A 13281-nucleotide genomic window follows, 5' to 3' on the forward strand; every position below is an offset into this window, starting at 1 on the left:
CTTCCGGCCGCGAATGACCGCCGCCCACGCCTTCATCAAGGCTGTGCCATCGGCGCGTTCGGCAACCCGCTCGGCCGAGCGTACCCGTGCGTCGTAGAGCATCCGCTCCATGCGAACCCGATGGTCGGTCTTGGAGAGCAATGCGTCGAACGCTTTCAGAAATGCGGTTTCGCTTCGGGCATCGAGCTTCGCCGTTCGCCAGTAGGTCGATACGAGCGTGCGGGCATTTTCCTTCTCGCCCAGTGCAAGGCGCGCTCGGGCAAGGGCGACGGTGCCCTCGAATGTTTGCGGTTCCATGCTCCCAAGCAGACTCACGACCACCCGGGGACGCTGATTCTCGCGATAGAGTGCGCGTTCGGCGTGTTCGCGCAGGGTCAGCATGCCGGGCCAGTCGGCCAATTCTTTCGCTGTGGCGGCGATTTCACCGCTCGAAAGCGTGTCGCTGGCCGAAAGGGCGAGCGCCCAGCTCAGGATGCGCCGCTCGAGACTGGCTTCACTCATATGGTTGCGCACGGTGCGCGCGGTGGCCGAGTCGCCGAGGGAAAGCGCGTCGAGAGCGGCGATCATGGCGCGCTGATTGGCCGACTGTCCGTTTTCGCCATCGACCACGTTCGGGCGCACCGTGGCGGGGCGCGTGAGCGCATCGATGGCCGCCGCCGGCGAATTCACCGCATCCGGGCGTGCGAACGGGATCGGCGCCATATCCGGCAGGGATTGGGCCTGCGCCAGAGACGAGACCGAAAGAAGAAGCAGCGAGGCGAGCGCGGCTTTTGTCGTCATGCACATGGCATCCTGGATTGTCGAACCGATGAGCACTTTACCGTTGCCGTGTAAAGCCCGTGTTAGTGTCGTGAGACGCTGCGACGCTTGCGAATACTGGCGCAACACACCATCCTTGCAGGATTCTTGCGGGCAAGAGATGGCAAGACTATGGTGCGCCGCCCGATCTTCGGATAGAAGCATCCGGCGTCGGCCCGGGCCGGCATCAAACCATCAGATTCATTCAGGAGTTCGACATTATGTTCAGGGGGTCTCTCACAGCACTTGTGACACCGTTTGCCAGCGATGGCAGCCTGGACAAAAAAGCGTTCCGCGAACTCGTCGAATGGCAAATTTCCGAAGGCACCAGCGGATTGGTTCCGGTCGGCACCACGGGCGAATCTCCCACGCTCACGCATGAGGAACATCGCGAGGTGGTCCAGATCTGCGTCGAGGCGGCTGCGGGCCGCGTTCCGGTGATCGCCGGTGCCGGCTCCAATTCGACCCGTGAGGCGATCGCGCTGACCAGATTTGCCGAAGAGGTGAAGGCTGACGCCGCACTGGTGGTGACGCCGTACTACAACAAGCCGACCCAGGCGGGGCTTTACGAGCATTTCGCCGCAGTCGCGCGCGCCACCAGCCTGCCGATCATCATTTACAACATTCCGCCGCGTTCGGTCATCGACATGACGCCGGAGACGATGGGGCGATTGTCGAAGGATTTTTCCAACATTGTCGGCGTGAAGGACGCGACGGCCAAGGTGGACAGGGTTTCCGAGCAACGCATGACCTGCGGAAAGGATTTCATCCAGCTTTCCGGCGAGGATGCATCCGCGCTTGGGTTCAACGCGCATGGTGGCGTCGGCTGCATTTCGGTGACAGCCAATGTGGCGCCGCGCCTGTGCGCGGAGTTCCAGGCGGCAACGCTGGCGAATGACAAGGAGAAGGCGCTTGAATTGCAGGATCGGCTGATGCCGCTCCACAAGGCGATCTTCATCGAACCGGGACTTTGCGGCGCGAAGTATGCGTTGTCGCGCCTTGGCAGGGTTCAAAACACGGTTCGCTCTCCGCTCGTGCCTATCGATGTGTCGACGGCACAGAGCATCGATGCGGCCATGCAGCATGCAGGGCTGTTGAACTGAAGCATTTTGCCGCCGGCCAAGCGTCCGGCGTGGCACAAATGCGGTGAAACGAACGGGCAGGGGTGTTTTGCACTGCCCGAGGAAAGGCGGAAGCGCCGCGCGGCGCGTCCGACGCATTTGGGACTGATGGCGAAAGACAAGAATCCGAACGTCAAGACGATCGCCGAAAACCGCAAGGCGCGCTTCTCGTATGAAGTGCTCGACACGCTGGAAGCCGGCATCGTCCTGACGGGCACCGAAGTGAAATCGCTCCGCGACGGGCATTCGAACATCCAGGAATCTTATGCCTCTATCGAGGACGGGGAATGCTGGCTGATCAATTCCTATATTCAGGAGTATTCGGCCGGAAACCGCTTCAACCACGAGCCACGCCGTAAGCGAAAGCTGCTTGTGTCGAAGCGCGAGTTGTCGAGACTGGCACAGTCGATCGAGCGCGAGGGGATGACGATTGTGCCGCTCAGGCTCTACTTCAACGCTCGGGGATTGGCCAAGCTCCAGCTTGCGGTGGCGCGCGGCAAGAAGCTTCACGACAAGCGCGAGACGGCCAAGAAACGTGACTGGAATCGTGAGAAGGCGAGGCTCCTGAAGCAGCATGGGTGACATGCCGTCCATCCGCTTCGATCAATCTGACCCTCTGCCGATTCTATCGATCGAGAAATTCACGTATGTCACGGAAAACACTTACGAACATCTCTTCTGTCAGGCGTCCCGTGTTCGTGTTGTAACGTGAACAGTGATAGCTGGAGAAAATGGAAAATCCGGCAATTCTCTGATGTCCTCCATGCGTGAACGGGTGCGCTGCGACGCGCCCGCCTAGTGCCCGGACAGTCGATTGATGGGCGATGACGCCAAGTGTCAGAATGGCCTTCAAATTCTCGAAACGTCTTAGTGTCGGTGCAAAGAAATGGTTGCGGCAGGTGTTGATCTCGGCGCCGACAGGCTTGTTCTCCGGAGGCACGCATCGCACAGCGTTGACGATTGCCGTATCGACCAGGGTGAGGCTGTCATCGGCGCGTGCCTCGTATTCGCCCTTGGCAAACCGGAATAGCTTCAACGTGTCGTAAAGAAGGTCGCCGGCATAGTCGCCTGTGAAGGGGCGTCCGCTCTTGTTGGCGCCCCTTAGGCCAGGGGCAAGGCCCACGATCAGAAATTCAACCGCGCCATCGCCACCCTCGGGTAGAAAGGTGGGTACGGGCGCATTGTGCCAATCAGGTTCTCGGGCTCGCCAATCGGCAATGAATTGGTGAAGGCGTGGGCAAAGCGGGCAATCGCGTGGCGGCTCGGTTTTAAGCGCCGAAACAGGTGTCATAGATCGTCGAGCGTCTCGTCTGAATCGTCATCGGGTTCGACCCTGCGGGAGGGACGTTCGCTTGTTGCACGCCCGACTTCTTCGCGCAATGACGAGAGATCCATGAAATTGTCCGCTTGGCGGCGCAGGTCGTCGGCGATCATCGGCGGCTGAGACTGGATGGTTGAAACGACGCTGACCTTGCGGCCCTTGCGTTGCAAGGCCTCCACCAGAGTGCGGAAATCGCCGTCGCCGGAAAAAATCACGTAATGATCGACCACGTCGCTCAGTTCGAGCGCGTCGATCGCCAGTTCAATGTCCATATTGCCCTTGATCTTCCGCCGACCGGCTGAATCTGTGAATTCCTTGGCAGGCTTGGTCACGACCTTGTAGCCGTTATAGTCGAGCCAATCGATCAAGGGGCGGATGGAGGAGTATTCCTGATCCTCGACGAGCGCCGTGTAATAATAGGCACGCAGAAGATAACCTCGCTGCTGGAAACTGCTGAGGAGTTTTCTGTAGTCGATGTCGAATCCTAAGGCTCTCGACGTGGCATAGAGATTCGCTCCGTCGATAAAGAGAGCGATTTTTTCGCGAGGGTCGAACATCGTCAAAATTCCTGTTTCAAAAAAAGACAGCGCTCAAATGAGAGGCTTTGGGTCCGAGAACGTCCGAAAAAAAGCCATCTCTTATGAGGAAATAGCGCTGGAATATGATTGTTCCAACCAATATATAAATTCGTTATAAATACAAGCGTACGGCCTGTTCGCCGCTCGCCATCGCCACGCCCTATTACCGTGTTGATCGGAGAAGGAGTATTGTGCGCTGGCCTTGAATTTTGTGATGCGACAAGCTAATGACGCGCTGGATTTCCTTGCAGATTTACGCATGAAAGGGGCACTGAATGGCCCGTGTGACCGTTGAAGACTGTATCGACAAGGTCGATAATCGCTTTGATCTCGTGCTTCTGGCGAGTCATCGCGCCCGCCAGATTTCGCAGGGCGAAGCGATCACCGTTGATCGCGACAACGACAAGAATCCCGTTGTCGCGCTGCGTGAAATCGCCGACGAGAGCCTGTCTCCCGGCGATCTCAAAGAAGATCTGATCCACTCGCTGCAGAAGCATGTCGAGGTGGACGAGCCGGAGGCGGATCTGCCCGAGCTCAATGAGCCGGTGGTTGCGGCGGCCGAGGCGGGCGTCGATCAACCAGAGGAAGACGTTTCTTTCGACCGCATGAGCGAGGAAGATCTGCTCGCCGGTATCGAAGGCCTTGTTCCACCGGAAAAAAGCGACGACTTCTAAGCGATACGTGTGTTCGGCTCGGCACTGTCTTCCTTGCCGAAACATTCCTGCCTATCTTAGACATGCGCCGTGCGTAACACGGCGCATGTTTTGCTTTGTATGGACGTTAACAAGAAGAGAGGAAGCCGCCCATGATGCGTCAGTACGAGCTTGTCGAGCGCGTTCAGCGCTACAAGCCGGACGTCAATGAGGCGCTGCTCAACAAGGCATATGTCTACGCGATGCAGAAGCACGGCCATCAGCGCCGCGCTTCGGGCGATCCCTACTTCTCCCACCCGCTGGAAGTTGCCGCCATCCTGACCGATATGCATCTGGACGAAGCGACCATCGCTGTCGCCCTGCTGCACGACACCATTGAGGACACAAGCGCAACGCGTGCCGAGATCGACGAGCTGTTCGGCCCCGATATCGGTAAGCTGGTGGAGGGGTTGACCAAGCTGAAGCGCCTCGACCTCGTATCGAAGAAGGCGCACCAGGCGGAAAATCTGCGCAAACTCCTGCTCGCCATTTCCGAGGACGTTCGCGTACTTCTGGTCAAGCTGGCCGACCGTCTGCACAACATGCGCACGCTCGACCATGTGCCTGAGCATAAGCGGCTTCGCATCGCCGAGGAGACGATGGACATCTATGCGCCGCTTGCCGGCCGCATGGGCATGCAGGACATGCGCGAAGAGCTGGAGGAACTGGCGTTCCGGCACATCAATCCGGAAGCGTTCCGCGCCGTGACGGAGCGGCTCGCGGAGTTCTTCGAACGCAATCGCGGAGTCATTAAGGCCATTGAGGAAGCGCTGTCGCATCTGTTTGCCGAGCATCACATCGAAGCGACGGTCAAAAGTCGTCAGAAGAAGCCCTGGTCTGTGTTTCGAAAAATGGAGACGAAGGCACTCTCCTTCGAGCAATTGTCCGATATTTTCGGGTTCCGCGTTCTCGTCGATAGCGTTGGGGATTGTTATCGCGCGCTGGGCTTTATCCATGCCACATGGTCGATGGTGCCGGGACGTTTCAAGGATTACATCTCGACACCGAAGCAGAACGATTATCGCTCGATCCACACGACCATCGTTGGCCCGTCGCGCCAGCGTGTCGAACTGCAGATCCGTACCTTCGAAATGCACCGGATCGCCGAATACGGCGTGGCGGCGCATTCGATCTACAAGGATTTTGGCGGCAGGGTGAACGGGGCCGATCATCGCATCTCGCGCGATACCAACGCCTATGCGTGGCTGCGGCGCACCATCGAAGCGCTTTCGGAGGGCGACACGCCCGAGGATTTTCTCGAGAACACCAAGCTGGAACTGTTCCAGGATCAGGTGTTCTGTTTCACTCCCAAGGGCCGTCTGATCGCGTTGCCACGCGGGGCGACGCCCATCGATTTTGCTTATGCGGTGCACACGGAGGTGGGCGACACCTGCGTGGGTGCGAAGGTCAACGGCCGTATCATGCCGCTCATGACCGAGTTGAAGAATGGCGACGAGGTGGAGATCATCCGCTCCAAGGCGCAGGTGCCACCGGCAGCCTGGGAATCTGTCGTCGTTACCGGCAAGGCACGCGCAGCGATCCGCCGGGCCACGCGCAATGCAATCCGCAAGCAATATTCAGGGCTCGGCGCCCGGATTCTGGAGCGCGCATTCGAACGCGCCAGCAAATCCTTTTCGCGCGATGCGTTGAAACCGGTTCTTCATCGCCTTGGAAGGCAGGACATCGAGGATGTCCTGGCCGCCGTCGGTCGCGGTGAACTCTCCTCTCAGGATGTGGTTCGTGCTGTGTTCCCCGACTACAAGGACGAGCGGGTAACGCAAATGCCCAAGGAGCGTGAAGAGGGATGGTTCAACCTGCGCAATGCGGCCGGCATGCTGTTCCAGATTCCCGGCCGCTCGTCGCGCAAGGCCAAACGCGCCAAGGGCAGTGGTGCACCGGTCGAGAAGACGCAAGGTGGCGCCCTGCCGATCCGCGGCGTTTCGGGCGATCTGCCAGTGAGTTTCGCACCTGAAGGCGCGGTCCCGGGCGACCGCATCGTCGGCATTCTGCATCCGGGTTCCGGCATTACGATCTACCCGATCCAGTCTCCGGCGCTCACCGCCTTCGACGATCAGCCGGAACGTTGGATCGATGTGCGTTGGGACATCGACGAGCACATGAAAGAGCGGTTTCCCGTCCGCATGTCGGTGACCGCGATCAATGAACCCGGCTCACTTGCGGAAATCGCGCAGGTGATCGCCTCGAACGACGCGAACATTCACACACTCGCAATGGAGCGCACAGCACCGGACTTCACCGAGATGCTGTTCGATCTGGAGGTCTGGGACCTGAAGCATCTCAACCGACTGGTCTCCCAACTCAAGGAAATCAGCAGTGTGAGCGATGCCCATCGGGTGAATGGCTGATCAGCCTCGCGCGCAGAACAACACAATCATCCTCGCTCTCGACGGATCGCGGTGCATGGAAGCGGCGGAACCGAGTAGCGCCTCATCCAAATTGATTAGCTGCCACGCAATCGGGGAGAATTGACCCAACGGGAACACGGCACGCAACATGTTGAATGCGCTACGTTCCAAAGATTGCGCCTTTGGCGAAACTGGGGGCGAGAGTGGTGATCGCCGCTCTCGTTCTGGTCTCGTTTCTGCTTCTTCCGCTGGGCGGCGCGCATCGGCACGAGGCTTCTCCGGGAGGCATGCTCATGTCCGCTTTCTTGCCCGATGCCCACGCATCGGACCATGATGGAGGACACGACGGTCATACACATGACCATGCGGACGCTTCGGATGAGGAGTGCTGCATGCTTCATTGCATCCCGCTCGGCCATCTGAAACAGGACACGGTGGGGCACCCTCGATTTGTTGCCTGTTTGGCGGAGGACGTCATCATGGCTCTCTGTAGTGTCCCTGTGAGGGGACTGCTCAAGCCTCCGCGCCCGAATCTCTCCTGAACAATACCGGTCTTGCTCATCCGCATTTCGGGTTGTCGATGCTTTGCGCGTCGAAAGCCCATGAAGCGGTACAGCCGGAGCAATGTCACTCCTGTTCACGAGAGGTTGAAATGAAAACCTTGCTGCATTTCGACGCCCGCAAAATCAAACGATTTGTCCGCCCGTTCAACGCGGCCTTGTCAAAATTTCATCTGGTTGCCCGCCGCGCGGAACTCACCGGCGCTTATCCGGATAGGGAAAGCGCGGTATGCGCTGCACCGCGCTGGGCATTGACGGATTACGACCATGACGATGTGGTCCCGGTCGCGCTCGACAAGATGAGCCGGGTGATCGATTGGGATTATCCGGTCCTTTTCTGGCTCGAAAGGGAGCTGCGAGCGCGCAGTGGCAAGCGGGTTCGCTTGTTGGATGCCGGCGGGCATGTCGGCACGAAGTATCGAGCCTTCCGCAGCTTGCTCGACTTTTCCGACCTGCAATGGCAAGTCTATGAACTTCCGTCGATGGTCAAGGCGGGTCGAAAGATGGCGCATGCTGAAGGGATCGGCCCGGAGCTGTCCTTTTGCGACAGTTTCCCCGAGATCAGGAAAGCGGAAATACTGCTTTGCTCGGGTTTGCTGCAGTATCTTGATATCCCTTTCACCGAATTCGTTTCACGGTTGCCTGAACGTCCTCAGGTGATTCTCCTGAACAAGGTGGCGCTGCGGGAAGGGCCGTCCATCTATACTTTGCAGCGCGGCGGTCCCACCTTCCTGCCGTACCATATTCGCAACAAGCATGGGTTTCTGGCCGAGCTGGATGCACTCGGCTATCGAATCGTGGACACTTGGTGCATACAATATCTGGCACATTGGGTCGCGAGCCACCCCGAGCTCGGATGCAGCGAGAGCCGAGGCTATATGCTGCAGCGAAAAGACCTGGCCGTCGCGGAGCGAGGTCCGGTCGAGCCCGTCATCGCGAAAGCCGGTTAGGAGCAATCGCCCAAATTCCGCCGTCTCGGAGGCGTAAAACTGTGCCGTTTCCGATTGTTTTATCCGGAAACGCAATTGATTGAGCCGTTTCCCTTGCCCCATCCGATCGTGCTTGCCTATATCGAGCCAGTGACGCCTCCAAGAGAACCCGCCGTTAAGAGACCGGGGGTTAGGATCGTGTCGACAGGGGGAAGCATGGTTGCTTATGGGGGCGCTGCGTAGTCGCGATGTTGTTTCGACGTAGAAAACCGGCGGACATGTGGGAAAAGGCGCGGACCATGGTTTGGCCGCGCCGGTCGTTCTGGCGATCTGCGCAATACTTCGTCAAGCGCGCACTGCGGCTGACGGCAACCCCTCATGCGATCGCCGCAGGAGTCGCTGCCGGTGTGTTCGCTTCGTTCACGCCGTTCATGGGGTTTCACTTCTTCATCGCGGCGGGCCTTGCCTGGTGTCTTGGCGGCAATCTTGTCGCCTCGGCGATCGGCACCGCGGTCGGCAATCCCCTGACATTCCCCTTTATCTGGGGCGCGACACTCGAAACCGGGCGTCTCATTCTTTACGGTCCCGAACTGTCCCATGGCGCACCCATTCATCTGGGCAAGATGCTGCGGCACCTTGAGTTTTCGCAGCTCTGGGAGCCGCTTATAAAGCCCATGTCCATCGGCGCCCTGCCACTGGGCATTTTCTTTGCAGTGACGTTCTATTTCGTCACGCGCTGGGCGACATTCACCTTCCGCGAGCAGCGCCGCAAGCGTCTCGCCGAGCGCGCGCGCCGCAGGGCCGGCCGAGAAGCCTTCGATACGAGGACTGCAGCAAGTTCATGATTATCGGTATCGGCAGCGACCTGATCGACATCAGACGGGTCGCCAAAACACTCGACCGCTACGGAGATCGTTTTACCCAGCGCGTCTTTACGGAGACCGAACGAGCGAAATCCGACAAGCGCCGTGAACGAGCGGCCTCCTATGCCAAGCGATTTGCCGCCAAGGAGGCCTGCTCCAAGGCGCTTGGAACCGGTATTTCCCGCGGCGTTTTCTGGCGCGACATGGGTGTTGTCAATCTTCCGGGCGGCAAGCCGACAATGAAGCTTTCGGGCAGTGCCAGAACGCGACTCGACGACATGACGCCTGCCGGTATGAAAGCGCTCGTCCATTTGACCATCACCGACGACTATCCGTTGGCTCAGGCGTTCGTGATCATCGAAGCAATATCAGACACCGGAAACTGACGCCGAAAACTGCGCCGAGGTTGTACTGTCGCATTGCCGCCGCCTTTCTGGCGCGATAAGACCGTGCCGAAACACTCGAACCGAGGACATGATGAGCGTGGCTGACAAGACAAAGAAGAAATCGGGCGGGGTTGGCGAAACAGTCAATTTGATTGTCCAGGCGTTGCTACTTGCTTTGGTTATCCGCACTTTCCTGTTTCAGCCGTTCTCGATTCCCTCGGGCTCCATGCGCCCGACTCTGCTCGAAGGCGATTATCTCTTTGTCACCAAATGGGCTTACGGTTATTCGCGTCACTCGCTGCCGTTTTCACCACCGATCTTTTCCGGCCGCATCTGGGCCTCGGAGCCCCAACGCGGCGATGTTGTCGTGTTCAAGTTTCCGCCCAATCCTTCTATCGACTATATCAAACGCGTTGTCGGCCTACCTGGCGACAAGATCCAGATGCGCGAAGGTGCTCTCTACATCAACGATCAGGCGGTGGAGCGCGAGAAGATCGGTCAGATCGACGACTCCGACATCACGGAGATGGATCGTCCCGTGGATCTTTATCGTGAAACGCTGCCCAACGGCGTTTCGTACGAGACGCTGGATCTGACAGCCAACGGCATAGGTGACAACACGCGGGAATTCATCGTGCCCGAAGGGCACTATTTCATGATGGGCGACAATCGCGACAACTCCGCCGATAGCCGCTTTTCCGTAGGGTTTGTGCCAGCCGAAAACCTCGTTGGCCGCGCCAACGTGATCTTCTTCTCCATCGCCGGCGGTGCGAGTCCGTTGGAACTCTGGCGCTGGCCCTCCGAGGTGCGACCGTCGCGCATCCTGGATTGGGTCGACTGAGTTTGCCAAAGTCATGACTGCCAAACGCCCGCGTGGCCCCCAACTCGTCGAAGCGATTGCTTTGCGGACCGGATTTGCCTTCAAAGACCACGCACTCGTCGAAGAGGCGATGACGCATGCCAGCGCGCGCGGGCGTTCAGGTACGGATTATCAGAGACTTGAGTTTCTGGGTGACCGCGTTTTGGGACTCGTCGTTGCGGAACTGCTCTATGAGAGCTTTCCTCAAGCGCCCGAAGGCGAATTGTCGGTGCGGCTCAATGCTCTTGTCAATGCCGAAACGCTTGCCGAGGTCGCCGACGAACTCAAGATCAGCCCGCTTATCAATATGGGTAGCGATCTGCGCGGTGCGGCAACCCGCAAGCAGATCAATCTGCGCGCCGACGTCATGGAGGCGCTGATCGCGGTTGTGTTCCTGGAGGCGGGGCTCGATGCGGCACGCACCTTCGTGCGAACTCACTGGCGTGCCAGGGCGCAGGCCGAGGGCGCCGACCGCCGTGATCCGAAGACCGCGTTGCAGGAATGGGCGCATCGTATCGCCGGTGTTACACCGAGCTATAATGTGGAAGACAGGCAGGGACCGGATCACGACCCGGTCTTCTTTGTGGCTGTCAGGGTCAAGGGATACGAGCCAGCGCACGGCAAAGGACGCTCCAAGCGCGAGGCTGAGCAGGCAGCCGCAACCGGCATGCTGGAGCGGGAGGGTGTGTGGCAAAACGATGAGAACGTGTCATGAGTGAAGGCATCCCTGTCGACGGCGCACAAGGCGAAACCCGTTCCGGTTTCGTGGCATTGATCGGCGCACCCAATGCGGGCAAGTCGACGCTGCTCAACCAGCTTGTGGGCGCGAAGGTTTCCATCGTCACCCACAAGGTACAGACCACGCGTGCCATCGTTCGCGGCATTGCCACACACGAGAACGCGCAGATCGTGTTCGTCGATACCCCGGGTATCTTCAATCCGCGCCGAACGCTCGATCGCGCCATGGTTACGACAGCCTGGGGCGGGGCCAAGGATGCGGACATCGTGGCGTTGCTGATCGACGCTGAACGTGGAATCAAAGGGGATGCGGCCGCCATTCTCGAGAAGCTCAAGGAGGTGGCGCAGCCCAAGATCCTGATCCTCAACAAGATCGATCGGGTGAAACGCGATTCTCTGCTCGAGCTTGCAGCCCGGGCGAATGACGAGGTGGCGTTCGAGCGCACCTTTATGATTTCCGCGTTGCAAGGAGCTGGTTGCGACGACCTTCTCGCCCATCTTGCCGCGACGCTCCCGCAAGGTCCCTGGTATTACCCCGAAGATCAGCTCTCGGATCTGCCGATGCGTCAGCTTGCAGCCGAGATCACGCGCGAAAAGCTCTTCTTGCGGCTGCATCAGGAGGTGCCCTACGCGATCCATGTGGAAACCGAGAAATGGGAGGAGCGCAAGGATGGGTCAGTGCGCATCGATCAGGTGGTTTACGTGGAGCGCGACAGTCAGAAGAAGATCGTGCTCGGTCACAAAGGGGCAGCGATCCGCGCCGTTGGACAGGCCGCGCGCGAGGAAATGGCTGCAATTCTTGAACAGAAAGTCCATCTCTTCCTTTTCGTGAAGGTGCGCGAGGGCTGGGGCAACGACCCTGAGCGCTATCGTGAAATGGGACTTGAATTCCCCAGTTGAGGGGAGGACATTGACCGCATGGAATGGCGCGATGAAGGGATCATTCTGGGCGCCAGAAAGCATGGCGAAACAAGCGTCGTCCTCGAAACGATGACGGCGGCGCATGGCCGCCATCTCGGCCTGGTCAGGGGCGGCCGGTCGCGTCGCATGCAGCCGCTCCTGCAGGCGGGAAACCGTGTCGATCTGACATGGCGTGCGCGGCTCGAGGAACACCTGGGTACGTTTCAGGTCGAGCCGCTCGAGCTCAACGCCGCGCGCCTGCTCGCCTCCGCGCTCGCCGTTCACGGGATACAGCTCCTCGGCGCCCATCTGCGGTTGATGCCCGAACGCGATGCGCATGCCGGCCTCTACGAGGCCTTGAAAGTCATCACGGCGCATCTGGACGAACCGGATATCGCCGGACCGCTGATGGTGCGTTTCGAACTTGCTTTGCTGGATGAATTGGGTTTCGGGCTCGATCTCACGCGATGTGCGCTCACAGGGAGCCGTGACGGGCTCGCCTACGTGTCGCCCAAATCGGGCCGCGCTGTGACCGAAGATGCAGGCACGCCATGGCGCGACAAACTTCTTCCGCTGCCAAGTTTTCTAACGGGCCAGGTGCGAACGGAGACGTCACGCGCCGCGTTGGACGATGCCTACAGGCTGACAGGGTTCTTTTTTCACCGCAATGTTTATGAGCCGCGTGGCATGGAAGAACCGGCCGCCCGCGGCGGGTTTCTAGCGGCACTCGCCCGTAGCGTGGAACGCGCCGTCGGCTGAATCCTATTCGGCTGGCGCAAGGGTGGGGCGAGGCACGGCCGCTTCCTTGATCGGCCAATGAACAAGGGCGGCGAAGAGACCAAGCAGAACACCGAGCCACCAGACAGGGTCGTAGCTGCCAAAGAGATCGTAAAGATATCCGCCCAGCCACACGCCGAGGAACGAACCGACCTGGTGGGAGAAGAAGACGACCCCACCCAAAAGTCCCAGATGACCGGTGCCGAACATGATCGCCACGAGGGAGTTGGTCGGCGGCACGGTGGACAACCACAAAAGCCCCATGACGATGGCGAAGACGATCACGCTTGTGGGTGTTTGCGGCAGGAGAAGGAAAGCGGTTACCGCAATCGATCTTGCCAGATAGATGAGGGAAAGAAAGCCGGGTTTGGAATAGCGTTGTCCGATATAACC

14 protein-coding genes and 1 pseudogene are annotated in these 13281 nt (G+C 59.3%); 11 read left to right on the forward strand and 4 right to left on the reverse strand.

Annotation, left to right across the window (positions count from 1 at the left end; all coding sequences use genetic code 11):
* Positions 1 to 780: pseudogene (locus tag QZ638_RS17895) on the reverse strand (lytic transglycosylase domain-containing protein); the annotation flags it as partial.
* 239 nt (positions 781 to 1019) lie between these two features.
* Between QZ638_RS17895 and dapA the strand changes: the two are divergent.
* Complete coding sequence (gene dapA / locus QZ638_RS17900) at positions 1020 to 1901, forward strand: 4-hydroxy-tetrahydrodipicolinate synthase (protein WP_295813274.1); 882 nt, start codon at positions 1020 to 1022, stop codon at positions 1899 to 1901.
* 126 nt (positions 1902 to 2027) lie between these two features.
* A complete protein-coding gene (smpB, locus tag QZ638_RS17905) occupies positions 2028 to 2501 on the forward strand; it encodes an SsrA-binding protein SmpB (protein ID WP_295813275.1) in 474 nt (157 codons plus the stop codon).
* Between the two features lie 43 nt (positions 2502 to 2544).
* Here smpB and QZ638_RS17910 read toward each other — a convergent pair whose 3' ends face one another.
* Both QZ638_RS17910 and QZ638_RS17915 read right to left on the reverse strand, forming a co-directional pair.
* Positions 2545 to 3210, reverse strand: coding sequence for a uracil-DNA glycosylase (locus tag QZ638_RS17910; protein WP_295813276.1), 666 nt, complete (start codon positions 3208 to 3210; stop codon positions 2545 to 2547).
* Positions 3207 to 3797: an NYN domain-containing protein gene (locus tag QZ638_RS17915; protein WP_295813277.1), complete on the reverse strand. Its 591-nt coding sequence runs from the start codon at positions 3795 to 3797 to the stop codon at positions 3207 to 3209. The genes QZ638_RS17910 and QZ638_RS17915 overlap by 4 nt, the downstream gene beginning before the upstream one ends.
* 296 nt (positions 3798 to 4093) lie before the next feature.
* Here QZ638_RS17915 and rpoZ point away from each other — a divergent pair, with 296 nt between their 5' ends.
* From rpoZ to recO, 9 genes are all read left to right on the forward strand, one after another.
* Positions 4094 to 4492, forward strand: a complete 399-nt coding sequence (gene rpoZ, locus QZ638_RS17920; protein WP_295813278.1) for a DNA-directed RNA polymerase subunit omega — start codon at positions 4094 to 4096, stop codon at positions 4490 to 4492.
* 131 nt (positions 4493 to 4623) lie between these two features.
* Positions 4624 to 6876, forward strand: a complete 2253-nt coding sequence (locus QZ638_RS17925) for a bifunctional (p)ppGpp synthetase/guanosine-3',5'-bis(diphosphate) 3'-pyrophosphohydrolase (RefSeq protein WP_295813279.1) — start codon at positions 4624 to 4626, stop codon at positions 6874 to 6876.
* A gap of 652 nt (positions 6877 to 7528) precedes the next feature.
* Positions 7529 to 8386, forward strand: a complete 858-nt coding sequence (locus tag QZ638_RS17930; protein WP_295813280.1) for a methyltransferase, TIGR04325 family — start codon at positions 7529 to 7531, stop codon at positions 8384 to 8386.
* Between the two features lie 278 nt (positions 8387 to 8664).
* On the forward strand, positions 8665 to 9210 hold the full coding sequence (locus QZ638_RS17935; protein WP_295813281.1) for a DUF2062 domain-containing protein: 546 nt from the start codon (positions 8665 to 8667) through the stop codon (positions 9208 to 9210).
* The gene (gene acpS / locus QZ638_RS17940; RefSeq protein WP_295813282.1) at positions 9207 to 9614 is read left to right on the forward strand and encodes a holo-ACP synthase; all 408 of its coding nucleotides are present in this window, start codon (positions 9207 to 9209) and stop codon (positions 9612 to 9614) included. The genes QZ638_RS17935 and acpS overlap by 4 nt, the downstream gene beginning before the upstream one ends.
* Positions 9615 to 9705: 91 nt before the next feature.
* A complete protein-coding gene (gene lepB / locus QZ638_RS17945) occupies positions 9706 to 10455 on the forward strand; it encodes a signal peptidase I (protein WP_295813283.1) in 750 nt (249 codons plus the stop codon).
* Between the two features lie 13 nt (positions 10456 to 10468).
* Positions 10469 to 11188, forward strand: a complete 720-nt coding sequence (rnc, locus tag QZ638_RS17950) for a ribonuclease III (RefSeq protein WP_295813284.1) — start codon at positions 10469 to 10471, stop codon at positions 11186 to 11188.
* Complete coding sequence (era, locus tag QZ638_RS17955; RefSeq protein WP_295813285.1) at positions 11185 to 12111, forward strand: GTPase Era; 927 nt, start codon at positions 11185 to 11187, stop codon at positions 12109 to 12111. The genes rnc and era overlap by 4 nt, the downstream gene beginning before the upstream one ends.
* A gap of 18 nt (positions 12112 to 12129) precedes the next feature.
* Positions 12130 to 12870, forward strand: a complete 741-nt coding sequence (recO, locus tag QZ638_RS17960; RefSeq protein ID WP_295813286.1) for a DNA repair protein RecO — start codon at positions 12130 to 12132, stop codon at positions 12868 to 12870.
* 3 nt (positions 12871 to 12873) lie between these two features.
* On the opposite strand, the gene QZ638_RS17965 is transcribed toward recO, so the two are convergent.
* A partial coding sequence (locus QZ638_RS17965; protein WP_366936257.1) for an MFS transporter occupies positions 12874 to 13281 on the reverse strand: 408 nt, incomplete at its 5' end.

It is taken from the genome of uncultured Nitratireductor sp., assembly GCF_913053745.1.
Classification (GTDB): Bacteria; Pseudomonadota; Alphaproteobacteria; order Rhizobiales; family Rhizobiaceae; genus Nitratireductor.

Coding starts and splice junctions, on each gene's coding strand:
- acpS (WP_295813282.1), top strand. CDS start 9,207: ATGATTATCGGTATCGGCAGCGACCTGATCGACATCAGACGGGTCGCC.
- QZ638_RS17915 (WP_295813277.1), bottom strand. CDS start 3,797: ATGTTCGACCCTCGCGAAAAAATCGCTCTCTTTATCGACGGAGCGAAT.
- recO (WP_295813286.1), top strand. CDS start 12,130: ATGGAATGGCGCGATGAAGGGATCATTCTGGGCGCCAGAAAGCATGGC.
- rnc (WP_295813284.1), top strand. CDS start 10,469: ATGACTGCCAAACGCCCGCGTGGCCCCCAACTCGTCGAAGCGATTGCT.
- rpoZ (WP_295813278.1), top strand. CDS start 4,094: ATGGCCCGTGTGACCGTTGAAGACTGTATCGACAAGGTCGATAATCGC.
- QZ638_RS17910 (WP_295813276.1), bottom strand. CDS start 3,210: ATGACACCTGTTTCGGCGCTTAAAACCGAGCCGCCACGCGATTGCCCG.
- lepB (WP_295813283.1), top strand. CDS start 9,706: ATGAGCGTGGCTGACAAGACAAAGAAGAAATCGGGCGGGGTTGGCGAA.
- era (WP_295813285.1), top strand. CDS start 11,185: ATGAGTGAAGGCATCCCTGTCGACGGCGCACAAGGCGAAACCCGTTCC.
- dapA (WP_295813274.1), top strand. CDS start 1,020: ATGTTCAGGGGGTCTCTCACAGCACTTGTGACACCGTTTGCCAGCGAT.
- QZ638_RS17935 (WP_295813281.1), top strand. CDS start 8,665: ATGGTTTGGCCGCGCCGGTCGTTCTGGCGATCTGCGCAATACTTCGTC.
- smpB (WP_295813275.1), top strand. CDS start 2,028: ATGGCGAAAGACAAGAATCCGAACGTCAAGACGATCGCCGAAAACCGC.
- QZ638_RS17930 (WP_295813280.1), top strand. CDS start 7,529: ATGAAAACCTTGCTGCATTTCGACGCCCGCAAAATCAAACGATTTGTC.
- QZ638_RS17925 (WP_295813279.1), top strand. CDS start 4,624: ATGATGCGTCAGTACGAGCTTGTCGAGCGCGTTCAGCGCTACAAGCCG.